General features: G+C 45.6%; 38 protein-coding genes, 4 tRNA genes and 1 pseudogene. 8 read left to right on the top strand and 35 right to left on the bottom strand.

The window, feature by feature from the left end; all coding sequences use genetic code 11:
* Window positions 1-5 precede the first annotated feature (5 nt).
* The 24 genes and pseudogenes from FD25_RS13850 to FD25_RS01990 form a co-directional block, all read right to left on the bottom strand.
* Window positions 6-668 carry a hypothetical protein gene (locus FD25_RS13850; RefSeq protein WP_083484047.1) on the bottom strand — a complete coding sequence of 221 codons (663 nt, stop codon included), beginning with the start codon at window positions 666-668 and terminating at the stop codon, window positions 6-8.
* Window positions 669-806: 138 nt separating this feature from the next.
* Window positions 807-1,250 (bottom strand): annotated as a pseudogene (locus FD25_RS01880) (hypothetical protein); the annotation flags it as partial.
* Entirely contained in the window at window positions 1,250-1,834 is a 585-nt protein-coding gene (locus tag FD25_RS01885; RefSeq protein WP_083484048.1) for a terminase small subunit, read from the bottom strand. The pseudogene FD25_RS01880 and the gene FD25_RS01885, both read right to left, overlap by 1 nt.
* Window positions 1,835-2,085: 251 nt before the next feature.
* Window positions 2,086-2,343, bottom strand: a complete 258-nt coding sequence (locus tag FD25_RS01895) for a hypothetical protein (protein WP_057800889.1) — start codon at window positions 2,341-2,343, stop codon at window positions 2,086-2,088.
* A gap of 73 nt (window positions 2,344-2,416) precedes the next feature.
* Window positions 2,417-2,932 (bottom strand): hypothetical protein, encoded by a 516-nt coding sequence (locus FD25_RS01900; RefSeq protein WP_057800890.1) that lies wholly within the window; start codon window positions 2,930-2,932, stop codon window positions 2,417-2,419.
* Window positions 2,933-3,017: 85 nt separating this feature from the next.
* A tRNA-Ser gene (locus tag FD25_RS01905) sits at window positions 3,018-3,104 on the bottom strand.
* Between the two features lie 304 nt (window positions 3,105-3,408).
* Window positions 3,409-3,483: transfer RNA gene (locus FD25_RS01910), tRNA-Asn, on the bottom strand.
* A 165-nt stretch (window positions 3,484-3,648) separates the two neighbouring features.
* Window positions 3,649-3,721, bottom strand: a tRNA-Lys gene (locus tag FD25_RS01915).
* A 701-nt stretch (window positions 3,722-4,422) separates the two neighbouring features.
* The gene (locus FD25_RS01920; protein WP_146999950.1) at window positions 4,423-4,869 is read right to left on the bottom strand and encodes an ArpU family phage packaging/lysis transcriptional regulator; all 447 of its coding nucleotides are present in this window, start codon (window positions 4,867-4,869) and stop codon (window positions 4,423-4,425) included.
* A 116-nt stretch (window positions 4,870-4,985) separates the two neighbouring features.
* Window positions 4,986-5,411, bottom strand: a complete 426-nt coding sequence (locus FD25_RS01925; protein WP_057800892.1) for a hypothetical protein — start codon at window positions 5,409-5,411, stop codon at window positions 4,986-4,988.
* On the bottom strand, window positions 5,411-5,962 hold the full coding sequence (locus FD25_RS01930) for a hypothetical protein (protein ID WP_057800893.1): 552 nt from the start codon (window positions 5,960-5,962) through the stop codon (window positions 5,411-5,413). Before FD25_RS01930 ends, FD25_RS01925 begins: the two co-directional genes overlap by 1 nt.
* Window positions 5,910-6,191, bottom strand: a complete 282-nt coding sequence (locus tag FD25_RS14005) for a hypothetical protein (RefSeq protein ID WP_146999951.1) — start codon at window positions 6,189-6,191, stop codon at window positions 5,910-5,912. Before FD25_RS14005 ends, FD25_RS01930 begins: the two co-directional genes overlap by 53 nt.
* A gap of 9 nt (window positions 6,192-6,200) precedes the next feature.
* A complete protein-coding gene (locus tag FD25_RS01935; RefSeq protein WP_057800894.1) occupies window positions 6,201-7,265 on the bottom strand; it encodes a DNA polymerase beta superfamily protein in 1,065 nt (354 codons plus the stop codon).
* Window positions 7,266-7,491: 226 nt separating this feature from the next.
* The gene (locus FD25_RS01945; protein ID WP_057800896.1) at window positions 7,492-7,875 is read right to left on the bottom strand and encodes a hypothetical protein; all 384 of its coding nucleotides are present in this window, start codon (window positions 7,873-7,875) and stop codon (window positions 7,492-7,494) included.
* Window positions 7,872-8,246: a RusA family crossover junction endodeoxyribonuclease gene (locus FD25_RS01950; RefSeq protein WP_057800943.1), complete on the bottom strand. Its 375-nt coding sequence runs from the start codon at window positions 8,244-8,246 to the stop codon at window positions 7,872-7,874. Before FD25_RS01950 ends, FD25_RS01945 begins: the two co-directional genes overlap by 4 nt.
* Window positions 8,247-8,272: 26 nt before the next feature.
* Entirely contained in the window at window positions 8,273-8,974 is a 702-nt protein-coding gene (locus tag FD25_RS01955; protein ID WP_057800897.1) for a putative HNHc nuclease, read from the bottom strand.
* Window positions 8,974-9,732: a hypothetical protein gene (locus FD25_RS01960; protein ID WP_057800898.1), complete on the bottom strand. Its 759-nt coding sequence runs from the start codon at window positions 9,730-9,732 to the stop codon at window positions 8,974-8,976. The genes FD25_RS01955 and FD25_RS01960 overlap by 1 nt, the downstream gene beginning before the upstream one ends.
* Window positions 9,733-9,734: 2 nt before the next feature.
* Window positions 9,735-10,190 (bottom strand): hypothetical protein, encoded by a 456-nt coding sequence (locus tag FD25_RS01965; RefSeq protein WP_057800899.1) that lies wholly within the window; start codon window positions 10,188-10,190, stop codon window positions 9,735-9,737.
* 153 nt (window positions 10,191-10,343) lie between these two features.
* On the bottom strand, window positions 10,344-11,165 hold the full coding sequence (locus tag FD25_RS01970; RefSeq protein WP_057800900.1) for an ATP-binding protein: 822 nt from the start codon (window positions 11,163-11,165) through the stop codon (window positions 10,344-10,346).
* The gene (locus tag FD25_RS01975) at window positions 11,149-11,901 is read right to left on the bottom strand and encodes a conserved phage C-terminal domain-containing protein (RefSeq protein ID WP_057800901.1); all 753 of its coding nucleotides are present in this window, start codon (window positions 11,899-11,901) and stop codon (window positions 11,149-11,151) included. The genes FD25_RS01970 and FD25_RS01975 overlap by 17 nt, the downstream gene beginning before the upstream one ends.
* A gap of 12 nt (window positions 11,902-11,913) precedes the next feature.
* On the bottom strand, window positions 11,914-12,432 hold the full coding sequence (gene ssb / locus FD25_RS01980; RefSeq protein WP_057800902.1) for a single-stranded DNA-binding protein: 519 nt from the start codon (window positions 12,430-12,432) through the stop codon (window positions 11,914-11,916).
* Window positions 12,429-13,259: an ERF family protein gene (locus tag FD25_RS01985; protein ID WP_057800903.1), complete on the bottom strand. Its 831-nt coding sequence runs from the start codon at window positions 13,257-13,259 to the stop codon at window positions 12,429-12,431. The genes ssb and FD25_RS01985 overlap by 4 nt, the downstream gene beginning before the upstream one ends.
* Before the next feature lie 156 nt (window positions 13,260-13,415).
* A complete protein-coding gene (locus tag FD25_RS14010) occupies window positions 13,416-13,562 on the bottom strand; it encodes a hypothetical protein (protein ID WP_157050045.1) in 147 nt (48 codons plus the stop codon).
* 45 nt (window positions 13,563-13,607) lie between these two features.
* Window positions 13,608-13,877, bottom strand: coding sequence for a helix-turn-helix domain-containing protein (locus FD25_RS01990; protein WP_146999952.1), 270 nt, complete (start codon window positions 13,875-13,877; stop codon window positions 13,608-13,610).
* Window positions 13,878-13,930: 53 nt separating this feature from the next.
* On the opposite strand from FD25_RS01990, the gene FD25_RS01995 reads away from it, so the two are divergent.
* On the top strand, window positions 13,931-14,185 hold the full coding sequence (locus tag FD25_RS01995) for a hypothetical protein (protein WP_057800904.1): 255 nt from the start codon (window positions 13,931-13,933) through the stop codon (window positions 14,183-14,185).
* A gap of 5 nt (window positions 14,186-14,190) precedes the next feature.
* On the opposite strand, the gene FD25_RS14015 is transcribed toward FD25_RS01995, so the two are convergent.
* A complete protein-coding gene (locus FD25_RS14015) occupies window positions 14,191-14,358 on the bottom strand; it encodes a hypothetical protein (protein WP_157050046.1) in 168 nt (55 codons plus the stop codon).
* Between the two features lie 54 nt (window positions 14,359-14,412).
* Between FD25_RS14015 and FD25_RS02000 the strand changes: the two genes are divergently transcribed.
* Entirely contained in the window at window positions 14,413-14,604 is a 192-nt protein-coding gene (locus tag FD25_RS02000; RefSeq protein WP_057800905.1) for a hypothetical protein, read from the top strand.
* A gap of 228 nt (window positions 14,605-14,832) precedes the next feature.
* Here FD25_RS02000 and FD25_RS02005 read toward each other — a convergent pair whose 3' ends face one another.
* The 4 genes from FD25_RS02005 to FD25_RS02015 form a co-directional block, all read right to left on the bottom strand.
* Complete coding sequence (locus tag FD25_RS02005) at window positions 14,833-15,057, bottom strand: hypothetical protein (protein ID WP_057800906.1); 225 nt, start codon at window positions 15,055-15,057, stop codon at window positions 14,833-14,835.
* A gap of 96 nt (window positions 15,058-15,153) precedes the next feature.
* The gene (locus FD25_RS14020) at window positions 15,154-15,327 is read right to left on the bottom strand and encodes a hypothetical protein (protein WP_157050047.1); all 174 of its coding nucleotides are present in this window, start codon (window positions 15,325-15,327) and stop codon (window positions 15,154-15,156) included.
* Entirely contained in the window at window positions 15,324-16,118 is a 795-nt protein-coding gene (locus FD25_RS02010; protein WP_057800945.1) for a phage antirepressor, read from the bottom strand. Before FD25_RS02010 ends, FD25_RS14020 begins: the two co-directional genes overlap by 4 nt.
* A 4-nt stretch (window positions 16,119-16,122) precedes the next feature.
* A complete protein-coding gene (locus FD25_RS02015; protein ID WP_057800907.1) occupies window positions 16,123-16,335 on the bottom strand; it encodes a hypothetical protein in 213 nt (70 codons plus the stop codon).
* Between the two features lie 246 nt (window positions 16,336-16,581).
* Between FD25_RS02015 and FD25_RS02020 the strand changes: the two genes are divergently transcribed.
* The 6 genes from FD25_RS02020 (at window position 16,582) to FD25_RS02045 (ending at window position 19,971) form a co-directional block, all read left to right on the top strand.
* A complete protein-coding gene (locus FD25_RS02020) occupies window positions 16,582-16,992 on the top strand; it encodes a helix-turn-helix domain-containing protein (protein ID WP_057800908.1) in 411 nt (136 codons plus the stop codon).
* Between the two features lie 13 nt (window positions 16,993-17,005).
* Window positions 17,006-17,494 (top strand): ImmA/IrrE family metallo-endopeptidase, encoded by a 489-nt coding sequence (locus FD25_RS02025; protein ID WP_057800909.1) that lies wholly within the window; start codon window positions 17,006-17,008, stop codon window positions 17,492-17,494.
* 43 nt (window positions 17,495-17,537) lie between these two features.
* Window positions 17,538-17,720: a hypothetical protein gene (locus tag FD25_RS02030; RefSeq protein WP_057800910.1), complete on the top strand. Its 183-nt coding sequence runs from the start codon at window positions 17,538-17,540 to the stop codon at window positions 17,718-17,720.
* Between the two features lie 2 nt (window positions 17,721-17,722).
* Window positions 17,723-17,923 carry a hypothetical protein gene (locus FD25_RS02035; protein WP_057800911.1) on the top strand — a complete coding sequence of 67 codons (201 nt, stop codon included), beginning with the start codon at window positions 17,723-17,725 and terminating at the stop codon, window positions 17,921-17,923.
* 73 nt (window positions 17,924-17,996) lie between these two features.
* Entirely contained in the window at window positions 17,997-18,614 is a 618-nt protein-coding gene (locus tag FD25_RS02040) for a hypothetical protein (protein WP_057800912.1), read from the top strand.
* 181 nt (window positions 18,615-18,795) lie between these two features.
* Window positions 18,796-19,971 carry a tyrosine-type recombinase/integrase gene (locus tag FD25_RS02045; protein WP_057800913.1) on the top strand — a complete coding sequence of 392 codons (1,176 nt, stop codon included), beginning with the start codon at window positions 18,796-18,798 and terminating at the stop codon, window positions 19,969-19,971.
* A 118-nt stretch (window positions 19,972-20,089) separates the two neighbouring features.
* Here the strand turns inward: FD25_RS02045 and FD25_RS02050 are convergent.
* From FD25_RS02050 to FD25_RS02075, 6 genes are all read right to left on the bottom strand, one after another.
* Window positions 20,090-20,174, bottom strand: a tRNA-Leu gene (locus FD25_RS02050).
* An 80-nt stretch (window positions 20,175-20,254) separates the two neighbouring features.
* Window positions 20,255-21,139: a homoserine kinase gene (thrB, locus tag FD25_RS02055; protein WP_057800914.1), complete on the bottom strand. Its 885-nt coding sequence runs from the start codon at window positions 21,137-21,139 to the stop codon at window positions 20,255-20,257.
* Window positions 21,140-21,154: 15 nt separating this feature from the next.
* Window positions 21,155-21,640 (bottom strand): SprT family protein, encoded by a 486-nt coding sequence (locus FD25_RS02060; RefSeq protein ID WP_057800915.1) that lies wholly within the window; start codon window positions 21,638-21,640, stop codon window positions 21,155-21,157.
* Window positions 21,641-21,718: 78 nt separating this feature from the next.
* The gene (locus tag FD25_RS02065) at window positions 21,719-22,153 is read right to left on the bottom strand and encodes a hypothetical protein (RefSeq protein WP_057800916.1); all 435 of its coding nucleotides are present in this window, start codon (window positions 22,151-22,153) and stop codon (window positions 21,719-21,721) included.
* Window positions 22,154-22,166: 13 nt separating this feature from the next.
* Complete coding sequence (nadE, locus tag FD25_RS02070) at window positions 22,167-23,000, bottom strand: ammonia-dependent NAD(+) synthetase (protein ID WP_057800917.1); 834 nt, start codon at window positions 22,998-23,000, stop codon at window positions 22,167-22,169.
* A gap of 32 nt (window positions 23,001-23,032) precedes the next feature.
* The gene (locus tag FD25_RS02075) at window positions 23,033-24,499 is read right to left on the bottom strand and encodes a nicotinate phosphoribosyltransferase (protein ID WP_057800918.1); all 1,467 of its coding nucleotides are present in this window, start codon (window positions 24,497-24,499) and stop codon (window positions 23,033-23,035) included.
* Window positions 24,500-24,644 lie beyond the last annotated feature (145 nt).

Below are 24,644 nucleotides of genomic sequence, written 5' to 3' on the forward strand. Positions count from 1 at the left end.
TTAGCTTATCTTAGTTTTTTCGGATACAGAATTTCCTCAACCGTCTTACCCTTTCTTCGCCTATCTGCAAGCGTAGAATACGGTAAGCCAATTTTTCTTGCCCATTCTGGCATTGTCATGGTAATTCCGTCATGAGTTAAGACGATATTGTTGCGTTTATTATCGGCTTGCTGATACACATCTGCCCATCGACAATTTTTCGGTTCATAATTTCCATTAAAATCTATACGATCAATACTCTTGTCTTCAGAATATCCATGGCTGATTGACCAATCATAGAAATTGCGAAAATCATCTAACCACTCTGAACAAATACGAATTCCACGCCCACCGTATAAATCAAATTGCGGATAATTTTTATCATAACAACGCTCCCGCATTTTGTAATATATTTTGTAGATTCGCGTTTGTGATAAGCCATGAGAAGCTTTAGGGTTATGCTGCTCCATAAATGTCTTATTTACCTGAGTCCTATAACATCCACAGCTTACTACATGCCCAGGGTTGTTTAGAGCATCACGTCTCCTAACGACAACGCTTCCACACTCACATCTGCATTTCCAATAAATTCGATAAGTCTTTTTACCATTTGGACGAACATGAATTTCTCTATGATCAAATGCAATTACTGTAAGCAACCCAAATTTATGACCAACAATATCTTTCATGGAAAGCGCCGCCTTTCTACAATAATTATACTACGCAGAAGCCGGCAAACGTTATTTCCTATTCAATCTTAAAACTTAGCCTTCACCGATTTTCCCCAATGTTTACCCAATTATTACTAATTAGGGGAGCATCATTTTACCCTGTACTAGGTCTTGGCTTCCTTCGTCTTTGCCCCCGAAGAGGTAGAACAAATTAGTTGTACTGCCGTAGGTAATCTCCAACAGATTATCCGCTCGGCGGTCTTTAACTCGATAATGACGCCCCCTCAACATGCGAATTAGGGGGCGTATGACGTTTCGACGTAGCGACCCGATAGTTTTACCGGCAATACCGAACTGCTCACCACGGTAGTTTGTCATCCCCCACAGGACGTACGATAGCGACATGATTAAGGTCTTACCCGCACGAACAGAACCATCGCAAATAAGGGCTTCCTTATCTCGACGATTGAGCCACTCAGGATGCATTGATACTACTTTACTTGTATCCTTGGCCACCGAAAGTCGTGGGTCCATCCACCAATTCAACACTTCAAATTGCTTATCAGAGAATGGCGTAAATTCAAACTGCGCAGCGTTCATTAATCATCATCCCCTTTAAGTAAGTTGCTCTGCTTTGCCCGGGTGATAATGGCCTGCAGCAAGCTATCTTCATCAGAATCGGTAACCTTAGCTGCTGGCAATCGGTCAATCAACTCGCGCATGGCCTTCTGTTTATCATAGAGTTCTACTACTAGGCCATCTCGACCCTTGTGAATACTTTTGACCACGGACCAATCAATATCGTCAGATGGTTTGAGATAGATGTCGGTAACGTGGAATTTCACGGGATTGTCGCTGGTATCCAGGACGGTGCCCGTTTCTGGGTCAGTAGCAATCTCTTTTTGCACGTTGTACTTGATGATGTCACCCAGACTGGAAAATGCCTGTTTGGCGTACTCACGCAAAATATCTTCGGACGTCAGAAAAAGGTCGGCCTGTTGTTGTTCCTTCAGGTCGGCCAGTAACTTTTTGACGTTAGCGTTTGCCATCAACCGACTTCCGTTCGCATGAGCTGTCGCATAATCGGCATTATAGGCCTGTTGATAAGCCCAAGTTGCGTTGTACCGCTGCAAGTAGTAGGTACAGAAGAGTTTCTGTTTATCCGTTAGCCCACTCGCATTTATCTTGGCAACGGCTGCATCGGCGTTGCGTCGTGACGCATCACTTTTATGTTGCGTTGTTTCGTTTCACTTGGCGGGGCATCCCCCGACCGCTGCCACTTCTCACGATTCTTCCGCGAGCGCAGTGTTGTCGGCTTAACCCCATACTTATCGGCTAAATCTTTGGCCGTTGCAGTGGACGTTTCGTAGTCCTTTCTGATTTTCTCCCAATCGACGTCCATTACATATCACCACACCCCATCTAATCCATTAGCTTAGGCCTCGTGATTGTACGGAGCCTCAATATCAATTCCAGCCATCTGGCAGGCCATGTAAAATGCTTTATCGTCCGCAAAGCCGGCCTTTAATGCTTGATTGTAGGTATACCACGTAACCGTGGTTGCATTATTCACGGTTGCATCCATGGTCCCATCATCGATTTCACGTTTCAGGGTCTGAGCGCGAACCGCGTCCTGATTTGCGATTTCACTAATTTTATCGCCATATAATTTAACAAACTCATTTTTATTCATTTGTTTTACCCCTTAGGTGGTTTAATTCGCATTTTTCCAAGTTTCCGAAAAAATAAAAGAGCGATTTCTCGCTCTAATCAATGTCTAGCTTCTTTTGTAATTTTATAATAAACTGATGTCTATACTTATTAATTTCCTTTACAAAGTCTGGATTTCTTTCAGTGATACTCCGATGGCTCTTTAGAAATTCCGGAATTTCTACATCAACAATCTCAACGATTTTATTCAAGCATTGTCTTAACTCAACATCATTATCAATAGCTAAGATATCTAATGTACATCTTTCTTTTAATTCCACAATACGTTCAGATCTTTTTGGCACGTTATCTAACGCTTGACGTACCATTTCTTTATTACTAGGATTTAGCAGAAAAAATGTCGCATGAATTGTAGTCTCTAAATCTTGTGCCTGTATTTTGCACTCTTTAATAAATTGCGGAAAAACATCAAATAGATCATTTATTCTTTCCATTCTTATTTGTTTCGAGAACTCCCTTTTATCCTTGAGAAAATAATTAACTAGGTCAAGTCCCCATTTTAACGTAGCACCCACAACTACTCCGATAAAAGCAATCCATGCACCATTCATAAAACAGACCTCCTGTATGCTTGATTTACTATTAAGTATACAGAAGGTCATTCAATATGCCCACTTCCAAAAAAGGATTAATTAACGGAGTGCTCTGGATTTGAACCAGCGCCACGGGATTACCGTGTAACGGCTTAGCAAGCCGCTGCATTACCATTATGCTTGCCACTCCAAAACGGGCACTTTAGAAACAAATTTTAGAGGTGTTTTCACCTCCTCGTTTGGGGGATGTGCCCGTACAATCAAGTTTTCTGTGCTGAGTAGGAATTAAACCTACTTAATCGGTGTCAGCGGCAAACCCATCTGGTGCCTTGTCCTGTCCTTGGTTGTACATATTTATTCAGTCAGCACATATAACTGGCAGCGGGATTCGAACCCGCAAATCAGCTACCATAGCACCAGCTAGTTTCTCTATTTCTAACAATCCATATCAAGTTTTCTTGGTGGGTATCGACGGGGAGACCATCCCCCATCAACGTGTCTTGTTGGGCTCGAACCAACGACAACCGGCTTAACAGGCCGACGCTCTACCGACTGAGCTAAAGGCACACATTACGCCTCCTCTAAACTTAACTTGGAGGCACCTGGCACCATCTAATAACGGCTAGCACGCATCACGGTTGTACCACCGGCGGGATCATTACGTTTCCCACTATCCGGCCAGAGTTTTCATTGTTAGAGTTGGGTACTTAACTCTTCTAACAATCGGCGTGCAATGGATCTTACTGGGTTCGAACCAGTGACTCCCGGATTAAAAGTCCGGTGCTCTACCAACTGGGCTAAAGATCCAGAGAAGCATTCCGCATTGGTTTGCGTGGCTCGCTTAAATCCTAGAAATATTATGCTACAGACTCGCCAACGCCTACATATCAGGAGCTACCCGATATGCTGTTGACGTCTTACATGGTCCGGGCCGGTACGATGACCGCCAACTTTCAGGAATTGTAGGCATATTTGTATCCATATTTTGGATTTTCTGTATGCGTAGATTATCCCTACTCGTACCCATCTAAGTCCTTATACCCGGCGTTACCCGGTTCAACTACGAAACACTCTTAGTGGCATCCCCCGTTGGTTCTGATGGTCGCCAAACCACCATTATGCTGAGGACGATTATTACCGTTATGAGTGCGGACCCGACAGTGCATTTTTCTGCCGATTTGCTACCTTCAATGACACGCGCAGCCCTTTCTTTCAGACTAGCCGACCGAATCGGCATTTGTAATCCATCAGGTATCCTTGATGGACGGCATAGCGACTAACAGCCACCAGCGTGGGCGGGATTAACCATCCCTTATACACCAGCTTGAATGCTAGGCAGTTTCTGACTTACCCGGGTCAATGACGAGAGGTGGACTTGAACCACCAGCAAAGCCTGTCTTCGTCTCGTCGCCAACTAACAAAGGCGTGTTTTAATCCTTGGCACACTACTAATATAACCCCATTTTTCAGTTAAAAAGTTCGGTCAAAGTACGCTAAAAGTTCGTTTTTCAGTTCCATTCAAGAAACCCATCAAAGTTAAGATCAGGTGCGCTAATTCCCCGTTTGGCAAGTCGTCCTAGGAAAGCGTAGTAGAACTCCATCATGGCCGCCGTCTTCCGCTCGGAGTACCGGGTATGCTGATAATGAATGATTCGGCGAATCTTTGCCTCCCGTTCATCCATTACCAATGAGCGCCATACAATCGCGCAGCTAATACTGGTAATGTTATTGAGTGCCTCCATCGTGCAATCCACAATAACCTGCTGATCGGCTTGCTTGGATAGGTCACTATCAAAGTCCCCATTTACACCCGGGGCTTTCGGCATTCCATCATACTGTGGTGACCGTAGCGCCGATATTTTCTTACCGGACAGCAGCACTAGTCGCTGGAAGTCCTGACGGAAATACCGCTTAACGTCGTGCTTAATCTCTTTTGAACCCCTTGGTTTAGCCATCAATTCAGTTTGTACGCCCTCCACGTTGATCCAACTCCTTCACTGCCTGTGGTATAATTAGTTGCTGAATTAATTATGTCGTGAGGAAGCTGTCCATGCGTGGGCGGCTTTTTTCTTTAAGAAACGAACTTCTCAAAGTCGTCCAGTGATCCTCCGTCGAAGTCTAAGCGTCTGCCATCAGTTAAATAAACAACGATACCGCCTTCGGAACCCCTATCTTGAACAGAAGTAATACTATTCAGGGGGATTAACGCTTTATCTATACGAGCCCACTTAGGCTCATTTACTCGCCATTTGGCTACGTCCTTGTCAGCTCGTCGATAGTTTTTCTTAAACTCATCTTCATCAACCACGTACCGATCTCCATCACTATACGTAATAATCCAGTCGCCACTCTTTAGGCGAACTAATCCCATATGAGTATTGATGTAGTAATCCGGGTCTAAATCCTTTTTAGTGATGCCATACTTCTGGAAGGCTTTAGTGTCAGATACCCCACCAAACTGTTCCGCCTCAACTTTTATTCGTTTAACGTACTCCATTACTTTGGCCCTCCCCACTTTCCAGAAAACCAACTGCCGATTTTACTAGCAGCTCGCTTAAAAATACCTGGCTTATAAACTGACGCTTTCTCATGAGGGATTGCTTCCGGTGTTGGTGCAACCTGGGGATCCTCTATCGTTTTCTTTATCATTGATTCAAGGACTTCATCTTGCAATACCCGTAATCGCTCAATCTCTTTATACTGTTCGAGTGCGTACGCGGCCAATTCATGGTATTTACGACCCTCACTACTCATTTCCTGTTTTCTTAGCCGTTCTACGCGACGCCATCTGTTATTCATTTCACCCTCCAAATTCGCAATACGTGTGTCTATCATTTGAACATGCCCAATCATCTTATTAACCTGCATTATCATCAATGGCAATTGATCATCTAGAGTGAGTTGCAGACGGCCACGCTCATCTATACGCTCAAATAAGTCTTCAATTAGTTGAGAAATGTTTTCACGCTCAATTTTAAGGAGTTCGATTTCACTTCTATTTATCTTCGCGTTTGCCTTTCCACAAGTCCAAGTCGTAATCTGGCTCATCTCGCTTTCCCCACAAAGTATGTGAATACTCAGCAATTGCTTGGGCTAACTCTGCCGGTACAAAGTTAGCCCAAGAACCAGACGACCAAATTGTGTAGTGATCAGGATCATTGCGATCAATTAAAGCCTTTAAATCACTATCCTGATTAATAACCATGATTGCGTTAGGGGTAACTCTGGTTTTGAGCCCATTTTGCTCCGCAATCCGTGCTAATTCTTTATATTTCATGTCGCCCTCCTAATTTAATTTTCTCCCACACATTGGACAAAAGTTAATGTCTAACGTAGGCGTATCCAATGCATCAATGTAAATTTGTGCTGAATCAGGATCAATACTAACTTCGGGATATCCATACCCATCGTGTGGTAGTCTCTGCCCAACTTGAAGTTCATAATTCCACTCAGGTTCGTTCCCTTCGTCTATGTGACAATAAGGGCAATCCTTCTGGCCTTGGAATTTCTTTTTGTGAGCATCGATAGCTGCTTGGGGAGATAAATCTACCATTACCTTAGCAAACGAAGGGCCACCTACATCTACCACAGTTGCAAGCTGTCCATTAAACAGTACAAACTGTCCAATTTGAAGCTGATCTACTACTTCAGGATTATCACTGCTTCTAATCCCATCTAGGGTAACGATTCCATCCCAGTAATCATCATGCCTTGATGTTCCAGAGTTCTTCAAATTCAATTTAATCCCCCTATCTGAATTCGTCCAGCTTTTTATTCTCAAAGCCGCATCGCGTGCATCCGGGTCACTGTAATTAACAACGTCCTCAAGCGTGCCGTGTGCGAAGTTAGCCATAAAATAACTGTAGGACTTGTTGAATTGAATCATATCTTTCCCAAGGCTTCCGTTGCCTTCATACTTTTTTCCCACAGCAACTCTTTTCCGAATTTGCAACATTTGCCCCAGACATGCGCCTTCCCAGCCTTTAGGATTGAGAAGCGGTAAGTTATCACGACTGGTCATTAACCAAGTGCTGATTGGTAAATAGATGTCGGAACAATAAAGTGGGTCTCGATAGAGAAGTTCGATAACGTTTGGGTTAGCCTTAAACATCAGGTTAAGGAAATGAAATAGGTCCATCATTTTAAAATCGACATCCCCAGTTTCCTGGGTAGCCCGCCGTCGATTAAAAATCAGATCATCAAATCGTGGGAAGGTAATCACGTAATAATCTACATCGGAATCCTTTGTAGCTAGATTATTTAGGTGGCTTCCCGTTAAATAGACCGCGATAATTGTGTCGCTCGTTTTCCCCATGAGATACTCCCACGTCTTTATTGGCAAATAATTCATAATTCTTCCCTCCAAACACAAACAACCGAGTAATGATGGCAGCAGTCGCGGTTCACGATGATGCAACGTTCCTTGGCCTCACGCAACGTTTGATGCAACGTTGCACCAAACTGGCCTTTCGTCCACCCTGGCTGTGTTGCCGTGAATACCTCCTCATCCCCAATAGTGCCTCTCTCATAGTTACAGTCATCAACCACCGCGACGGCGTACCCAACTGGTGTCTTGATCATAAATGCACCTCCGCCGTTTTCTCAATGCTGATGCCGTGGTCCTGACCATGAGTGAAAATCAGCCGCTTTATCGTTAAATCTGAAATACGATAAGTCTTTTTGATTTCCTTCTTGGAGGAAAAGTTAATCGTGACCCCATCTAAAGTAACCGCATAGCGGGCCGTCTCAATTTTCTTAACCTTCGTATTTCCCAGAGTATTTTTCCAAATGATTGCTTCTTCGGCTAAATGCTCATCATCGGTCATCTTAAGCGGGTACGGCATCTCCCTAGCGTTCAGTGAGTCACGACGAAAGTGAGTTAGACGCCACTTGTTGCATTCTGCCATTGTTTTTCCGGAGTATACGATTTTCCCCGTCCGAGCATTGCTGACATAAATCATGGTTGACCTCCTAACGCTTCAATTTCTACACGCGGATGTTCCTTGTCAATGTAAAACTCATCAACAAACCCCGTAATGTGTTTCAAGTTGTCATTGTCCAAGAACCCACACTGTTGAAACCCGTCTAAGATGAATTTCTTAGCAAAAGCCACATTGTCTGGATCCTTACGCTTATCCTTCAAATACCACGTGAATTTAAGCCGACACGGCCAGTTAAAATGTATCCCAGCATTCATCCCCGCCCGTGTGTAAACGCTGCACAGCGTTGTGTATTTATGCTTTAATCCAGCCGCTGAATAACGGTTAGACCGTTCGCGATTAACATATTCATTTAAGCTCGGTAAAATTCCGTCAATTACTATCTTTTCGATACTAGGCACCCTTCTTCTCCACTAATTCACTCCTCCGTAGAATAAATATTCTCGCCACGTTCCTGACGCCAGTTACCAAGAGTAAGCATTTCTGCAATCTCTTCGGTTACCTTGATGCCCTTTAACTGGTTGTCCTTCATGAACGTGTAAATTCCGACTTGATGTTGTTCCTGGTGGTGATCTCTACAGAGGGCCATCACATAGTTTCCAATGTGGCTGATATGCTCACGGTTGCGACCAATCCCAACGGCATGAACGTGTGCAATATCCGCCGGCCGGCCACAAATCATGCAGCAGTGGTACTTCAAACAGTAGTAATCCCATCCGTATTGCTCGCGAATTGCGTCCACTGTATGACCCGCAAAAGGAACACCGTTAGAGAAGCAGAATTCCAGTAGAAATTCAATAAAGCGTGAGGCCATTTCAATTGAGCAGTCACTGAGCGAGAAGTCTTCGTAAAGCCCCTGCCGTAGTGCAAACATCCGTTTTAACTGTTTTTTCGTAATTTCTTCGATGTAGTTACCACACCATCTATCGATTTCGCCAATCATCGCGTAAATCTTTCGTCGCTGATCGACAGTGATATGACGGCCATCATCAAAATTAATCTCGGCCAATTGACCTAGGTTGGCTTCAATGAGCCGCCGAGTGGGCGGATCAACATCAGACAGGTCAATAATCAAATAGTGGTTTTTGAATAATTTGCGAATTTTGCCAAAAAGTTTCATTAGCCTAACACCACCACGACATCGGAATCCAGCTTGCTAAATTTTTCAGCAAAGTAAGCCTTAATATTTTGAATTGCTTCACTCCGCCAAGCCCCGGCATCAGCTTCGAAGAGCGCACCTTTCATCCCTTCATGCATCCGAAAAATGAATTGGCTTTGTGGCTGTTCTACTTCGGAGAAGGTCCTGTATGGAGCCAGCAGTACCGGATTAGGTACCTTAGCCGTCCCAACGCTAGCGGCCCCCGTTGCTACCGTCGCCGTTTGCGTTACACCGTCGTCGGATGCAGTATTCTCAGTTGACTCCTTGTAGGCGCTTAAAAAGCGCAACAAGGTTCCTTTATCATCGTATTCACGGCCTTCAGGTACCGGTAAACTAACAAATTTAGACTGTAATGCGATGTTAAGAGTTTCCCGGTCATACCAACGGTTGAATTCGAAATCATCGTAAATGGTTTCTGCCACCATGAACTGTGCGCGGCGGCCATACTTGTCTAATGCCGACTTAACGACAACACGCTGTGGTCCCTCGACTTGTACTAGTAGCTGCCCACGACTGGTCGCATCTTCCACTTGATTCACAAAATCCGCAACACTAGAAAGCGTGCTGACAAGAATGGTTCCGGGCATATCATCAGGAACGTATTCTTCAACATTAGGTCCCACCTTGAAGGTATGACCATCACCATCGGTCTTAATTGCCTTATCAGCGGCAGCGTTCGCCTGATCAGTTAAAAATTCAAATGCACTTTTTTCCATCATAATTAATTACTCTCCTTCTTTTGTGAATGCTGAAAATCAATGATAGTTGACGCCTTAGCAGGCTTATCCTTGCCCTCGGCCTCCACTTTGTCGATATCTGTCCCCTTGTCGTCCTTTAGTTTCCCGTCCTCAGGATCGATATAGGTCTGGCCTGGAGTACCGCTCTTTAACTCATTAGCCTCGATGCGGCCCGTTGAGTTTCGACCAACCAGAATAGTGGTCGTTGCAGAATCTTCAGGTACCAGCGTTGCTTTAACCTGAGCGTCCAATGTAACCGAATTACGAGTTTCCGTCGGCGTCATTGATAGCGTGATTGTGACCTTTCGCTTCTTTTTTGGTTCACAGTTCGGGTTCAAGATATTCTCAAGAACGTCATCCATGACGTTATCCAGCTTTTCTTGAATGGCACCATGAGCCATATCGGTCAGGTCGATGTTAACTAGCTTTTTCTTACTCATGAACAACATCCTTTCGTTTCATTGCCTCAAACTCAGCTTTTACGCGCTGCTTAAACTTCACGTTGCAATTGGGGCACGGATCGAATTCGACACCGAATGCCGAAACAACTCGGATAACTTGCGTACCATGACACAGTGGGCAACTTTTAGTTTTCAAAACTCAACACTCCTTTGATCAGGCGTTTTATCAGTAAACTTGATAATGTGGTCCTTAATCCCACGATACATTCGGGAGATAAGCTTGGGATTATAGATGGCCGTTAGCTCTTTACTATTTAGATTGGTCGTGATAATGGTTCGATTACGTTTATTCAAAACGCCGAACAGAACGTTTTGTGTGAACTCGCTTGCCTCACGACTGTCTCGTTTGAAGCTAGATTCTGAGCCCAAATCATCGATGACCAATAAATCAACGTTGCCTAGAAGCTCGACCATATTAGCCTCGGTGTACTTTGAATCGGGATAGTTAAAGCTATCTTTAACTAACCGCATCAATTCATTAACGCTGACGAACAGACATGACATTGGCCTTTCAGCATACTCGTTAACTGCTTTAAGCATAGCTAGGGCGAGATGCGACTTTCCTCGTCCTGGTAACCCAGTAAATAAGGTGTTGAACTGCGTGTCAGCCTTCAAGTATTGGCCAGCAATCGTCCGTGCCCGATTCTTATTGGTTTCGGCTTCCTGTGAGGTCGCTTCAAAGTTATCAAACGTGGCCGTTTTTAAATTAGGATCATCGAAGATAGAATCCCTAGACAAGACATCAGTTGTTTTACGCTTTTTCCAGTATGTCTCAGCGTCCATAACCGTTTTACGCTCGTGCGCCGCAATCTTTTCTTGCTGGCACTTCGGACAAAAAGCAGGCTTATCAGGTAGCTTGATCATAAAAACACCGTGTTTGGGGCATTTTTGATTTGTCTTCTGAACCTTATCCAGCAAGGAAAACTTCATTTTCCCGTCAGTAATCGATGCCATCGTAGGATTCTCCTCCCTGGCCCCCGTTTATCGGGACCTGATTTAAATAGCCCTCGAACTTACTGGCCCGAAATAACGTTGACGGCTGCAAGTAACGATTCATTTTAGGGTCGTTAAGCCATAGTGCGCATTGGTTATCGATGACTAGCCTCATGTCTTCAGCCGTAGCCCCCTCCTTGTGGCGGGCTATAATAGCTCGTTTATTAGTTGGGGTATGCCGAAAATGTTTGCCGGTCTTCAGATTCAAATAGTCAATTATGGATTCCCAGGGGAACTGTTCGGCTTCAGCCGGACTATGGTTCTTGTTAGTCTCTGTTGTAGTCTCTGGTAATCTATTGGTATTGGTCGACCCATTTTGGTCCATTCCATCGACCCATTCTGGGTTACTCGTCGACCCATTTTGGGTCGATGGTCGACCCATACCCAATTTGTCATAATTGATGCGGTACCACTTGGTTTTATCGAATCCCGCCTTGTTGTAATTCGCAGTAATTAGATAACCATCTTTTTCTAAACTTGTTACGGCCCGCTTTAACGTATTCAATCCCCAAAAAGGAAACTGTTTATTCCATTCTGGAAAACTGTTGTAAATCCATCTATAGCCGTCATGACAGTTATTAGACCGTTGTAACCAATAATGAAATTGTTGCAAGATGATGGCTTCGTTAAGCCCCACCTTGACGGCTAACGATGGGAGTACCTGCAGAGGTGGTTCGCTAATTAGTAGGTTGCCCATTTAAGTCACCTCCTAAAATGGCATTCCGTCATCTGGACCTGAGTTCTGATTTTGATAAGGCGTACCATAACCAGGGTTATTAGCAGGTGGTGTGTAGGATCCCTGATTCTGCCCACCATAGTTGTTCGAACTTCCTTGGTTATAGGACGATTGATTTGGTGCCCCACCCCCGTAGTAGTTGCCTTGGTTACCGCCCATACCTCGGTTATCCTGTTTGCTTTCTAGGAAACTGAAATTCTCAACAATAACCTCGGTGACGTAGACTCGCTGACCTTGTTGGTTTTCATAGTTCCGGGTTTGAATTCTTCCTTCAATACCTACTAGAGACCCTTTGTGCATGTACTGGGCAAAGGCCTCAGCAGACTTTCGCCAAATAACACACTGAATGAAGTCAGCCTCTCGTTCATTGTTTTGGCCCTTAAACCGTCGGTCGACAGCTAGTGTGAATGTTGCAACCGCCGTACCGCTTTGTGTGTACGTCAAATTGATGTCCTTAGTGACCCGCCCCGTTAGCGTTGCACGATTAATCATTGTGACACCCCACTTTGCGTTTGTTGCACTTGGCTATTTTGTTGACCCTGTGGTACATTGTTCTGAATTTCAAGATCATGAGTAGCCTTTTCAATCAACCACCGGGCTTGCCCATAACTCAGGCTCTGCACATTTTGCGCCTTTACTTTCCCCAGATATCCATTTTGAACTGGAACAATTGATGAACCGCTCGATTCGGCCATCGCTTTGAATAGGTTAACTAATTGGGCCATTTGACCGGTTTCAATTGGAATAAATTCTTGTTGACCTTGGCCACCGCCGCGTTGATTCTGTCCATTCTGCTGGGGGTATCCTTGCTGGTTATAACCTTGTTGGTACTGCTGTCCGTTATACCTTTGATTTTGTGCTTGTCGCGGGTCCCCCTGGCCGTTAGGGTAATACTGGTTACCATTGCTCTGTTGCTGTTGCATAGCACCATCAGCATCCTCATCCGGGACAATCCCGAAAATGGCGCAGAGCTGGTAGCGTTTGGCGTAGGTAATTGCTGACCCGCCCTCTTGAGCCGCTGACATTCTTTTGTTACGGTCAGAATTGATAAAGAATGGATCGTAGTTGATGAATTCCCCTGAGCTGTGAATCAGTAGTGTTCCACATCCCACTTGACCTGCAGGCCCTGACACTGGGTACTGAGTAACTGCAATTTCATTTTTCGAAGTCACAGGTAACAGCACCTTATTGATTGCGCCCAAGGTTGCGTACTTACTGTGAGTGATGGGATTAGTTCTATCCTTCGGAATGGCTGGCAACTCAGCTTGGACCTTAACGATGGCCGCACCAAGTTTGGCGATTGTTTCACTCTTTTCCATAACCAACACCCCCTCTGCGCTTGACCGTCCATTGAACCCAACGGCCATTTGCTGTAGAATTGAAATTGAAAATATGCGAGATTTGTAATCTCATGCTGAGGTCTAAGTTGCCGCTTAGATCTCTTTTTTTGTGCCAAAATTTCACGATGTTTCCTCCTAATCAAAGAAATTATTTCTGAACTCGGCCCAGGTCTTAAACCTGGATAGGTAATGACCGATATAAATCCCTAGCCCAATTGCGGCTCCGTACCGCAATACGAACCAGGTGACGTTGCCTAACCACAAAAGTGTTGCATTATCCATACTGATTCCTCCTAAGCTGCTGCTCCTCGCACAGGACTTGATTAACTACCGTTCTGCGGCAGCGTAGTAATCATCAACAGCTTTTTTTGAGATTCGTTCAATTCCGCCTTTAACCATGACTCGTAGGCCATCGGCGATGAACTTTTTTAACGTTTTGTCAGAGACATTCGCGTAGGTACAGGCCTGAGATTTATTCATCCAATAAGGAAGTTCCTCACGCTTGGCTACTTGGTCAAAGGCCTCCATAGCCGACCTAAACATCGTTATCTTAATTTGCTGGTCGACCTCTTCAGGTAGCTCGAAGTTAACTTGCAACTGCGATTCCTCCTTACCTGGTAGTAAAATAAAAACAAAGGTGGTGACAAATTATGAAGCTAAGCACTGATCAGATTAATAAATTAATTTCCGAAGCCGTTTCTGCTTCTGTTGATAAAATTGACACCAATTCAGAAATACAAACTGTCCAAGATTACTTTGATAGAACACGTGGTCTCCAACTTACTTGGGAAAAAGAGTACATGGATAAGACTCTCACCAAGATTCATCAGGATTCCGTAAATGCGTCCTTAACCGCCGTTATCTCATTGTTAAAAGAACTAGGATTAATTGAAATTGAAGATTAAATGTCCTACCATTTTTTCAAGTTTTCAATAATCTCTGAACTATTGAGGCTGATTTCTGCTTCAATAGTTTTTCTTTCGAATAAGACATCCACTAGTTGCTTTACCGTATTCCACTCGGACTTGTTCATTCCATCCAAACTAGCGGCAATTTTTTGCATTTTTTCTGAATCCACTTACCTTTCCCCCTCCTTTCCAGTAGTAAAATAAAAATAAAGGGTGGTGATAATTTGAATTTTGAATTCAGTAAAGAAGAAGCACTGTTTATCTACTTACACTTGAAGAAACGAGCTGATGAAGAGATTGCGCTAGGAACGGCAATGGGCGATAAGAAAAATGTCGCCTACGAAACAAAAATAAATCATCGTATTTTTGACGAAATATTAGCAAAATACCCAGAATTCAAATCTCTTTCAAACTAGCTTTAGAACTAGGCTTGCAATCCTACTTGCAAGTCTTCTTTACATATTCGGAAAACTGTTCCTGACTTCTTGTCATACTGCTGATCACCATGGAATAAACTCTTCCACGATACCGAATGGCACAAAACTGATCAGCCTTTTCTAATGAGTGTTGATGAAAAAGCACCCATATTTTTAAGATAACTTTCATTAACTCATCCCCTTATTTAATTTTTGGCAAAATGATCATTAACTTACTTTTGTTCCAGAAAGTGATTGAGATGAACGCTCTTCTAAAGAATCGAGAAAGTTCTGTGAGAACTCGTGTACACGGTATGACCGACGAGCAATTGCTTCACGAACTTGTTCACGCTCGGACGGGCGCATCTTCTGATACTTCTCAGAAGTAATATAATTAAGATCAATATGTTTTGGGGTGCTCTCATCACCTTGAAGTGCATTTTTCTTAGTCATTAAATCCCCCCCTAATCCCTTCAGCAGAATTTACTGCCACCTTTTATCCCTTTCAAATGAGACACGAGCTAAGAACCTATTCGATGAATTCGGATTCTAGCCAGAGCAACGTGCGACATATTCCTGGTAGTGGCGTTTGAATTCTTCCTCAGAAACGGGAGCACCTTTAAACGCCAGACCGGAAAAAATAGATTTACTTTTGTGACTCTGGGAATCCTTACTTCCTGGGATCACTTTTTTGTTATCTTTACCCAGATACAAATCACTCATTCAATCCCCTCCAATTCAAGTTGTTCGATCTTAGGCAATATGCCATGCCCTTTCAAGAAGTCGTACAGGAACTTTGCACCCTTTTGCGTCCACTTCATCGTGTTGGCAACCTGTCGCTTATCAACATGATTGATGAACTCGTACGGCTCAATCTGCGTGTAGCCTTCGCCCTGGTACTTGGCATATAGCATCCAAACGCCACCTTGACGATATTGGACGCCCAACGCGTACAACATGCGATTAAATTTGATTGTTGAGTAGCCATAGTTTTTGGCAATCATCGACGTGGTTTCAAGGCCGGGATTAGACAACATCCTGTCGGTGTATTCGGCTTTAGGCTGCAGCTTACGATTCTCATCGTGTAGCTGCTTAATCCTCGCCTGATCATCCTTGTACCGTTGAAGGACTTGGATCATCATATCCGGGTTGTTCAGCCACTCTTCGGCTGTCTTAGGAGTTACATACGCCCCATCTTTCCGAATAGCCGGGAGAACCTCGCTAGTGACCCAATGCTTGAACCGCTTGGCCGAGGGAAGCTTGCTGGTTAGGATCAGGGAATAAACTCCTGACTCAGTGATAGTAACTAATCTTTGGTTACCACCAGGGGTCTCCATTCTGACGACCCCTTTGTCCTCCTCATCAACGTGCTTTCTTACAGCATCCGCCGGTCGTGAATACCCTAGTACCGCTGCTACATCACGCCCTACAAAACACGGATTTTCTTCTCCAGAAATCGTTCGTACTTGATTGCCTTCGAAATCGAACGGGATAATCTTCTTCACTTGAGTCATCTCCTTAGTTCTCAATTCCCACATAAGCGAGAATCTTTTCTAAATATTTACGTCCGCTAGGCCCTAGTTTGCTTCCTCTTAAAATTTCTCCAACATAAGCTGGCGATTTATCAATGTAGGTTGCTAAATCTCGTTGCGTTCCGGGCTTAATACCAGCATGGCGATTTCTCGATAATTGAATCGTTACTCTTTCAATAATCGTTAACGTATCTGACATGTTATTCTCCCCTCCAAACATTCTGGCTAATCTCATTGACACATAATAGTTTTTAGACTATTATTATGGTGTAGTTTTATAAGCCTACAAATAAACCTTCATCAATGGGAAATCCCATTATTTCAAAGTCTGCTTGAACGACTTGTTGTATATGAATTAGCTTACAGGAACACTATAATAGTCAAAAGACTATTTGTCAATAGCTTTTAGACTATTTAATTTCCAGCAAGCAGAAAGAGGCTCCTCATGGACTTAGCTTCCCGTATAAAAGAACTTGCAGAACATAGAAAAATAACCATTGCAGAATTAGAACGTAATACAGGTATATCAAATGGTCAGATAAGAAAATGGGGGACCCGTTCTCCTAAAGTAGAAAACCTTCAAAAAGTGGCTGACTATTTTGGGGTTTCAACAGATTACCTTCTTGGTCGTACCCCAACTCCTACGTTCACTGCTAAAGATGAAATCGATGTTCAGAAGGCTGTAACTAATTTGATTCAAGGCCTATCAAATAAAGACTCTCTCGCCTTCTTAAAAAACAACGGAGAAGAATTAGACGAAGAAGACGCCGAATTATTAAGATCATCACTTGAAAATGTTGCGAGACAGTCGTTATTACTATCAAAAAAACGCGCTCAGGAAAACAACAAAAAGTGAAGTCGGTGATTGAATGCAACGAAAGACAATACGGAAAATAGCCACTAACCTGGTTAGAGAATTTCAAACTAACGATCCAATCGAATTGTGCGAATGCTTAGGCATCCCCGTTCACTACAATGACCTAGGAAAAAACGTCATGGGATATCGAACAAATTTATTTGGTGTATCCTCTATCGTCCTTAACTCACGGTTATCCTCTACAGAAGCAAAATATACCTGTGGGCATGAATTGGGTCACGACCGCTGCGGGCATGAAGACAACGCGGATTATCTTCGTAAGTCCTCACTCTACTCACGTATTCTTTACGGGACGGAGTATGAGGCCAATTGCTTCATGGTAGAACTTATGCTGGCAGAAAATAGCTTAGATGATTACGTTGATACTAAGGAAGGTGTCCTGCAATCCATATCAATTCCGATGTGGGCCGCCCCTTACGTCGATTGGACTTATGTAAAAAAAGAGCTGCTAACCAATCAAATGGCTGGCAGCAATATTTAGAACTCAAGAAGAACATACATTCGGTTGAAAGGTGGAATTTACTATGTATCCAGACTCATCACCAGACAGTGACTACATGACCTATTCAGAATACATGACGCGATTACGGCAAGACCTGGGGGATCCTGACTTCTCAATTCTTGACGGTTGTGCCCCACACAACGAAGACGAATATCAAACGATGCTTTCTATTTTTCAGCAAATTACCAAAAAGGAGAATAACTAATCATGCAAATGTACGAAGATAGTTCCTACATGACTGCTAAAGCATTTCTGGAACGACTTCATTCCGACCTGGGGCGAAGCGACTTCCATATCGGCTTTTCTCAAGCCCCAGACAATGAAGATGAATACCTCGAAATTCTAAACTACCTAAAACGGAAATTTAACGAAATGAAACTCGAACAAAAGATTGGGAATGACAATTAAGAGGGTCGTTGCGGCATCCCTCTTTTAGCCGTATTCTTATTATGTTAAAACAATTATTTAGGAGGTCACCACTGTGAAATTTCATAAATTATTATCTCTAATATTAGGTCTTGTAGTAGCTTGTATAGCTATATTTTCTTTAACTACAAGTGCTCAGGCCGCTTCGGATCACTGGAACAAGACTCACTGGGTAACATTAACCAAAGATGTCGACGTTGTAAAAATGAAGAATACAAATCCACTTGCAAAAAGTTATCCTGTTGCCTACTATACGGCAAAACGTGGTAGTCACTATAAGTTAGACCACTGGGGAACAAATTATAGTTGGGTATTTCAATCCGGTAAATTCAATACCGGCAGCAAATATACATATGTAATCGACAAATCATGGAATAACGAAAATTGGTTTAAGATGGGAGTTCACTATATTTCCGACTATAAATCCTTCCATGGTTATCGTATCGAGGGCCGAAAGAGTCTGTATAATTTCAACACATTCTATGACAAACCAGACCATGCAACCATATCTGATTACCGTCCAACGCAAAAGTCAAAAGTCATTTTTGAATATGGTAGTCACGTCTACCCTACCAAGCACGAGTGGGACTGGATGCACGGTAAGTGGATGACTGGTTACAAGTATAAGAATGGGGCCTGGAAACAGATCAGTAACGATAAAATTCCAGACTAAAAATCCCAAATAAAAAAGAGCGCATCCCCCCTACCGACCAAAGTAAATGGGATACGCTCAAGCGAATTCATACAAGGGATATCTCTACCCCTTTGTGGTATTAATTATAGCTGAAAGGTGGTGATGCTACAAATTTTCTTCCGAAATGCTCCTCGCACAGGCAAATCTGGAGGAATAAAAAATGAAAATAACAGAAAAACGTGTCAAAGGAAAACGAGTCTATGAGGTCAAGGGTTACCTTGGCGATTACACGGACGAATTCGGTAAAAAGCATAAAAAGATGTTTCATCGTAACTATGCCAGCAGTAAGGAAGCTAAGTTAGAGTTTGAGCGGGCCAAGAATGAATTTAAAAAGTTCAAAGTTTCTGGTCAGCGGGTTCAGAAGCAGCCCAAGTTCAGAGACGTCTATCTAGTCTGGTTAAAGACGTATCGCCTGGGGGTCAAGGAAAGTACCCTTAATCGGGTTGAAACTCTCTTTAGGCTCCACATTACGCCCTACCTGGGTGAGATGCACATGAACGAGATTACCTGGCAGATTTGCGAGCGAGCTGTCTTAAGATGGCGTAAGGATCTCGTGGAGTTTAACAAAGCCAAGCAGTATGCTGGTTTGGTATTTCGGACGGCCCAGAAAATGGGGGCCATCATTTCCAACCCAATGGAGCTGGTTGACGTTCCCGAGCAAACTAAAGACTTTAGTACTGCCGATGATGATCGTAACTTTTGGACCGGGGATGAGTTGGCAATCTTCTTGGATGCCGTCGACCGACTAAGCCTGCACGACAAACGGCATCGGTATGATCGCCCTGCCCTCTTCTATCTACTAGCCACCACGGGGATGCGTAAGGGCGAACTGATTGCGTTGACCTGGGGAGATATTAACTTCTCTCGGTCTACGGTTACCATCACCAAGACCATGACCCGTAAAAAGGACAATAGCCAGACTGTGGGTACCCCTAAGACGCGTAACGCATACCGCACCTTAAAAATCGAGCCGGATACGCTAGAACGACTTAAGACGTACCGACGCAACTTAAAGGTCATCCCTAAGGCCAATGAAACCATCTTCAAAAACACCAAGGGGAAGTATCTGTCTTTGATGACGCCTAACCACTGGTTGGATAGTCTCACCAAAAAACTCGACATCCCCCGAATTACGGTTCACGGGTTGCGACACACCTTCGCGTCCGTTCAGATTGCTCAGGGCATCGAGCCCAAGGCCCTACAACTCCAAATGGGTCACAGTGACATTAAGATTACTCTGAATATCTACGCCCACCTTACGCAAGACCAGGTGGCCGCATCCGTCTTCAACGTCTCCGATACCGTTCGGCCAAGGAAGAATGCACGTGTAAACTAGTTTACCTCAAAGTTTACCTTTTGTTCCGATTCTATCCGGTTCAGTCCGGGTGTTTATACAAAGAAAGGCCGGTATAACAGTGTTTTACCATTGCATACCGACCTATTCTATACACTTATGCGGCCAAGAAGATTCGAACTTCCACCGGGTTTACCCCGACAAGATCCTTAATCTTGCGCGTCTGCCAATTCCGCCATGGCCGCATTAACTCACAAGAAATAGTATACCAAACCACAATGGTCGCCGCAATATCTTTTGTGAGTTATTTTCAGGTTTTTCAAAATTAAGCGTCAGTCAAGACCGTTGCTCCGTCATGATCCAACGGAATGATCCGCAAACTGCCAGGTAAATCCTGAGCCGTCAACTTATTACGCAACAACGTTAACTTAGCCGAAGATCCCATGGTGACTACGGTCGGCCCGGAACCACTCAGGTAGGTTCCGGTAATCCCCAGGTCGTGAGCCGTCTCCCGAATTAAATTTAATTCTGGGACCAGTTGTGAGCGGGCTTGTTCGTGGAACTCGTCGCGTTCGATCATCCGGGCAGCGAGGTCCCAGTTCTTTTCTAACAACGCGGCCACCAACACGTTGGCCACACTGCTGGCGTGAACCGCCGTGTGAAAGTCGACCTGTTTCGGCAACGCCGCGCGACTCTTATCGGCTAACAGCCGTTGGGCGGGAATGAAGACTAACGCCGAGAAATCGGGTAACGGTAACTTCAAGGCGTCGGCTTGGCCGGTTTCATCCACCGTTACCACGGCAGCTTGCCCCAGTAAAGCCGGGGCCACGTTATCCAACGCCCCGCCTAACTTGACCGCCCAATTCAATTGATCGGCAATGCTTAAATCCATTTCACCTAATTCGTTAGCGATCTTGATTCCCGCAATAATGGCACTGGTCGAGCTCCCCAGTCCCCGGGAAACCGGAATATCCGACATCACCGTTAGCTGGTGGGGCTTGATCTGGTCATTGACCTTCAGGGCCGTTTGGACCATCAGGTTGTGCTCGTCGCGAGGAATCTCCGTACCCAGTGCGTGGTTGACCCGCCACTTCTCGGTCTTTTCTTCGATAATGACGGTGAGATACAGGTGCAATGCAGCGCCAATTGAATCAATCCCGGGGCCCAGGTTAGCGGCCGTTGCGGGAACGCGAATAATTGTCTTCCCCATAAAATCATACCCTCCTTAAGTCTCTTGTGGTCGGTTCACGGCCCAAACGGTCCCTTGCCGGCGTAACCGGCCGTGACAGCGACCACAGACCAACTTGGTCACGTCGATACGGCGTAACCGGTAGTACCGTTGTTGACAGTGACTGCACACGTACACTTGCCACTGCCGCGGCTTGCTGACCCGGTGTTGGGGCGCCGGCGCATAGCGTAAACCGCCCACCTGCGCCAGCAACGTTTGAAACGCCTTGGTCCGGTGCTGACCGGATTGTCCCGCTAGGTGGAGATGGTAGTGGCACAACTCATGCTTGATCACGCCCACTAGGGTGGCCCGATCGTGCTCGGTCAGCATCTTGGGATTGATTTCCAGATTATGATCCCCTAACCGATAACGCCCCCCCGTCGTCCGCAGTCGCGCGTTAAACGTCGCCTGATGCCGGAACGGCCGGCCAAAGTCGGTCTGTGAAATCTGTTCTACCAACCGTTGTAATTCGGCAGTCGTCATCCGACCTACTCCCTTCATCATACCACCGTTAAGCCCAGAAAAGGTCGAGACCTGCGTCCCAACCTTCCAGTTTGTTTCCTATTGCACACTCATCATAATGCGCTGCGTGGCCGCGGTCACCTTACCCATGGCATTTTCCTGGGTCTTTTCGGCCGCATCGAAGGCCGCTTGATCCACCGTTTGTTGCGCCGCATCGATACTATCGGTCATCGCTTGGCACCCTTCCGTGTAGGTCCGGTAAGCGGCCACTAAGGCCTTATGCTTCCCTAAGATTCGAACGGGCGCCGTCGCCTTTTGGAGCTGATTTAACTTATCAACGTAACTCGTCGTCCCGGTCTGAAAGTGCGCTTTAATCTGCGTCAGCTCGTCCGTCGATAAGTCACCGACAGTGCCGGCGTCTAACGCCTTGCGTAACGTTTCAAAATCGGTATTCATCTCACCGGCTTCGTCTTCCGTGCCCTGTAAGACCCGGGATAAAGCCCCAATATACGCGTTCATGTTGTTTTTTCGCATTGAATAACCTCCGTTAATTGGCTTGCCAGAACGTATCGTACACGTTGACTGGTAAGTGTCGTTTGTGCGCCGTCTTGCGGTACCAGGACTCGATTTTCTCAGCTGCGGCTACCGCAATTGTTTTACCTTCTAGGTAATCGTCAATATCCGTGTACCGCACGCCCAGCGCCGCTTCGTCGGGTAACGCTGGCCGGTCGTCTTCCAGGTCGGCCGTGGGCACCTTTTGGTACAGGTGTTTAGGCGCGTTCAAGAAGGTCAGCATCGCCGCACCTTGCCGTTTATCCAACCGCCATAACGGGCAGATATCGGCCCCGCCATCCCCGTATTTGGTGTAAAAACCGGTGACGGCTTCGGCCGCGTGATCGGTGCCGACCACGGCTCCGGCCCGGGCTCCGGCAATCGCGTACTGGGCGATCATCCGTTGCCGCGCCTTGATGTTGCCCTTGTTAAAGTCGCTGATTGTGTCGGCATTAGCGACCACTGCGGTTTCCATGGCGTCGGTCGCGGGCTGAATATTGACCCGTTGAACCTCGTCGGCCTGCATGAACGCAATGGCGGCCATCGCATCGGCCTCGTCAGCCTGCTCACCGTACGGTAACCGCACCGCGATGAACTTATAGGCATCATCACCGGTCTCTCGGCGTAATTCGGTCACGGCCTGTTCACAGAGCACACCGGCGAGCGTTGAATCCTGGCCCCCAGAAATGCCGAGCACCAAGGTCTTCATGAACGAATAGTGCCGTAAGTAGTCTTTTAAGAAATCCACGCTCCGGCGAATCTCGGTTGCCGGGTCAATCGTGGGTTGAACCTTCAACGCTTCAATAATCTCTTTTTGCATCTCACGCATGGTGAATTGCCCCCTCATCTACTAGTTCGTGCCTATTCGGGCATTTTTTGCACGTAACTGTGAATTTGTTTGATAATGGCCATCTTCTGGTCCCAACATTTCTGGGAAAGGTCGACCGGGTACTTCTGCGGATTCAGGTCCCGTTTATATTCGGGCCACAGGTTGGCTAATGCTCCCCGGCAACGGTCCCGGACCGCCGAAAGCGTCGGTAACTTGTAAACCAACTGGCCGTCTTCAAAGATGGGTTGCAGAATTGGGCGGGCAATAAAGTCAGAAACCGTCTTGCTAATGTAGGTGAAGCTAGGATGGAACATGTACAGGGCGTCTTCGTTCCGCGGGTCTTCACTGACCAGCGCCACGTAATCGCCTTCCGTCTTGCCGTCCGTCTTCTTGGTAATCCGCCAAACTTGTTTCTTGCCCGGCGTGGTGACCTTTTCGGCGTTGTTCGACAGCTTGATGGTCGGTTGCATCTGGCCCTGATCGTCCTCGATGGCGACCATCTTGTAGACCGCTCCTAAAGCGGGTTGGTCGAAGGCCGTGATCAGCTTAGTCCCAATGCCCCAGACGTCGATCTTGGCATCCTGCATCTTCAAGCTTTGAATGGTCTTTTCGTCCAAGTCGTTGGACGCAAAGATCTTGGCGTTCGGGAACCCCGCTTCGTCAAGCTTTTGCCGAACCCGCTTAGACAGATAGGCCATGTCCCCGGAATCGATCCGAACCCCTTGGAAGTTGATCTGATCGCCCATCTCTTGGGCCACTTTAATCGCGTTCGGCACCCCACTACGCAGGGTATCGTAAGTGTCTACTAAAAAAACACAGTCGTGATGCGTCTGGGCGTAAGCCTTGAAGGCGTCGTAATCGTTCCCGTAAGTTTGGACCAACGCATGGGCGTGGGTGCCGCTAATGGGAATGCCAAAGAGTTTGCCGGCCCGGACGTTCGACGTGGCGTCAAAGCCCCCGATGTAAGCGGCCCGGGTGCCCCAAATCGCGGCGTCGAATTCCTGCGCCCGGCGCGTCCCAAATTCCATAAGCGCGTCGTCGCCGGCCACGGAGCGAATCCGGGCGGCCTTAGTGGCAATCAACGTTTGGTAGTTCAGAATGTTTAAGATGGCGGTTTCGACCAACTGGCAGTCGGCTAACGGCCCTTCGACCTGTAAAATGGGTTCGTGAGCGTAAACCAACTCCCCTTCAACGGCCGAACGGATCGAGCCGGTAAATTTAAAGTTGGCTAAGTACGTCAAAAATTCTTCGGAATAGTCTTCAGCTTCTCGTAAGTAGTCAATATCGGTTTGGGAAAAACGTAAATTTTGGATATAATGGACAACGTGTTCCAGTCCCGCGTAAACGGCATACCCGTTATGGAAGGGCATGTCGCGGAAGAACACTTCGAAAACGGCGTGTTTTTGCGCGATGCCCTCTTCAAAGTAAGTCTGGATCATGTTGATTTGGTAGGCATCCGTATGGAGCGTATAGCTGTCGTCAGGATACAAGTTCGTCATAATGGATTTTACTCTCCTTAGCTCGATTTCAGCGCTGTAAGTTCCTTTAAAAGTGAGTCAACTGTTTCATTTTAGCATGAAACCGGTTCATTATACTTATTTTCCATAGTAACAGAAACAAAAATCTCAGCCCACTAACCCGGCT

Origin of the sequence: Levilactobacillus acidifarinae DSM 19394 = JCM 15949 (assembly GCF_001434835.1) — a bacterium.
Taxonomy (GTDB): Bacteria; Bacillota; Bacilli; order Lactobacillales; family Lactobacillaceae; genus Levilactobacillus; species Levilactobacillus acidifarinae.

Bases quoted from the DNA above. Each gene is read 5' to 3' on its own strand.
- FD25_RS13850 (WP_083484047.1), bottom strand. From the start codon at position 668: ATGAAAGATATTGTTGGTCATAAATTTGGGTTGCTTACAGTAATTGCA.
- FD25_RS01895 (WP_057800889.1), bottom strand. From the start codon at position 2,343: ATGAATAAAAATGAGTTTGTTAAATTATATGGCGATAAAATTAGTGAA.
- FD25_RS01900 (WP_057800890.1), bottom strand. From the start codon at position 2,932: ATGAATGGTGCATGGATTGCTTTTATCGGAGTAGTTGTGGGTGCTACG.
- FD25_RS01920 (WP_146999950.1), bottom strand. From the start codon at position 4,869: ATGGCTAAACCAAGGGGTTCAAAAGAGATTAAGCACGACGTTAAGCGG.
- FD25_RS01925 (WP_057800892.1), bottom strand. From the start codon at position 5,411: ATGGAGTACGTTAAACGAATAAAAGTTGAGGCGGAACAGTTTGGTGGG.
- FD25_RS01930 (WP_057800893.1), bottom strand. From the start codon at position 5,962: ATGAGCCAGATTACGACTTGGACTTGTGGAAAGGCAAACGCGAAGATA.
- FD25_RS14005 (WP_146999951.1), bottom strand. From the start codon at position 6,191: ATGAAATATAAAGAATTAGCACGGATTGCGGAGCAAAATGGGCTCAAA.
- FD25_RS01935 (WP_057800894.1), bottom strand. From the start codon at position 7,265: ATGAATTATTTGCCAATAAAGACGTGGGAGTATCTCATGGGGAAAACG.
- FD25_RS01945 (WP_057800896.1), bottom strand. From the start codon at position 7,875: ATGATTTATGTCAGCAATGCTCGGACGGGGAAAATCGTATACTCCGGA.
- FD25_RS01955 (WP_057800897.1), bottom strand. From the start codon at position 8,974: ATGAAACTTTTTGGCAAAATTCGCAAATTATTCAAAAACCACTATTTG.
- FD25_RS01960 (WP_057800898.1), bottom strand. From the start codon at position 9,732: ATGATGGAAAAAAGTGCATTTGAATTTTTAACTGATCAGGCGAACGCT.
- FD25_RS01965 (WP_057800899.1), bottom strand. From the start codon at position 10,190: ATGAGTAAGAAAAAGCTAGTTAACATCGACCTGACCGATATGGCTCAT.
- FD25_RS01970 (WP_057800900.1), bottom strand. From the start codon at position 11,165: ATGGCATCGATTACTGACGGGAAAATGAAGTTTTCCTTGCTGGATAAG.
- FD25_RS01975 (WP_057800901.1), bottom strand. From the start codon at position 11,901: ATGGGCAACCTACTAATTAGCGAACCACCTCTGCAGGTACTCCCATCG.
- ssb (WP_057800902.1), bottom strand. From the start codon at position 12,432: ATGATTAATCGTGCAACGCTAACGGGGCGGGTCACTAAGGACATCAAT.
- FD25_RS01985 (WP_057800903.1), bottom strand. From the start codon at position 13,259: ATGGAAAAGAGTGAAACAATCGCCAAACTTGGTGCGGCCATCGTTAAG.
- FD25_RS14010 (WP_157050045.1), bottom strand. From the start codon at position 13,562: ATGGATAATGCAACACTTTTGTGGTTAGGCAACGTCACCTGGTTCGTA.
- FD25_RS01995 (WP_057800904.1), top strand. From the start codon at position 13,931: ATGAAGCTAAGCACTGATCAGATTAATAAATTAATTTCCGAAGCCGTT.
- FD25_RS02005 (WP_057800906.1), bottom strand. From the start codon at position 15,057: ATGACTAAGAAAAATGCACTTCAAGGTGATGAGAGCACCCCAAAACAT.
- FD25_RS14020 (WP_157050047.1), bottom strand. From the start codon at position 15,327: ATGAGTGATTTGTATCTGGGTAAAGATAACAAAAAAGTGATCCCAGGA.
- FD25_RS02010 (WP_057800945.1), bottom strand. From the start codon at position 16,118: ATGACTCAAGTGAAGAAGATTATCCCGTTCGATTTCGAAGGCAATCAA.
- FD25_RS02015 (WP_057800907.1), bottom strand. From the start codon at position 16,335: ATGTCAGATACGTTAACGATTATTGAAAGAGTAACGATTCAATTATCG.
- FD25_RS02020 (WP_057800908.1), top strand. From the start codon at position 16,582: ATGGACTTAGCTTCCCGTATAAAAGAACTTGCAGAACATAGAAAAATA.
- FD25_RS02025 (WP_057800909.1), top strand. From the start codon at position 17,006: ATGCAACGAAAGACAATACGGAAAATAGCCACTAACCTGGTTAGAGAA.
- FD25_RS02030 (WP_057800910.1), top strand. From the start codon at position 17,538: ATGTATCCAGACTCATCACCAGACAGTGACTACATGACCTATTCAGAA.
- FD25_RS02035 (WP_057800911.1), top strand. From the start codon at position 17,723: ATGCAAATGTACGAAGATAGTTCCTACATGACTGCTAAAGCATTTCTG.
- FD25_RS02045 (WP_057800913.1), top strand. From the start codon at position 18,796: ATGAAAATAACAGAAAAACGTGTCAAAGGAAAACGAGTCTATGAGGTC.
- thrB (WP_057800914.1), bottom strand. From the start codon at position 21,139: ATGGGGAAGACAATTATTCGCGTTCCCGCAACGGCCGCTAACCTGGGC.
- FD25_RS02060 (WP_057800915.1), bottom strand. From the start codon at position 21,640: ATGACGACTGCCGAATTACAACGGTTGGTAGAACAGATTTCACAGACC.
- FD25_RS02065 (WP_057800916.1), bottom strand. From the start codon at position 22,153: ATGCGAAAAAACAACATGAACGCGTATATTGGGGCTTTATCCCGGGTC.
- nadE (WP_057800917.1), bottom strand. From the start codon at position 23,000: ATGCGTGAGATGCAAAAAGAGATTATTGAAGCGTTGAAGGTTCAACCC.
- FD25_RS02075 (WP_057800918.1), bottom strand. From the start codon at position 24,499: ATGACGAACTTGTATCCTGACGACAGCTATACGCTCCATACGGATGCC.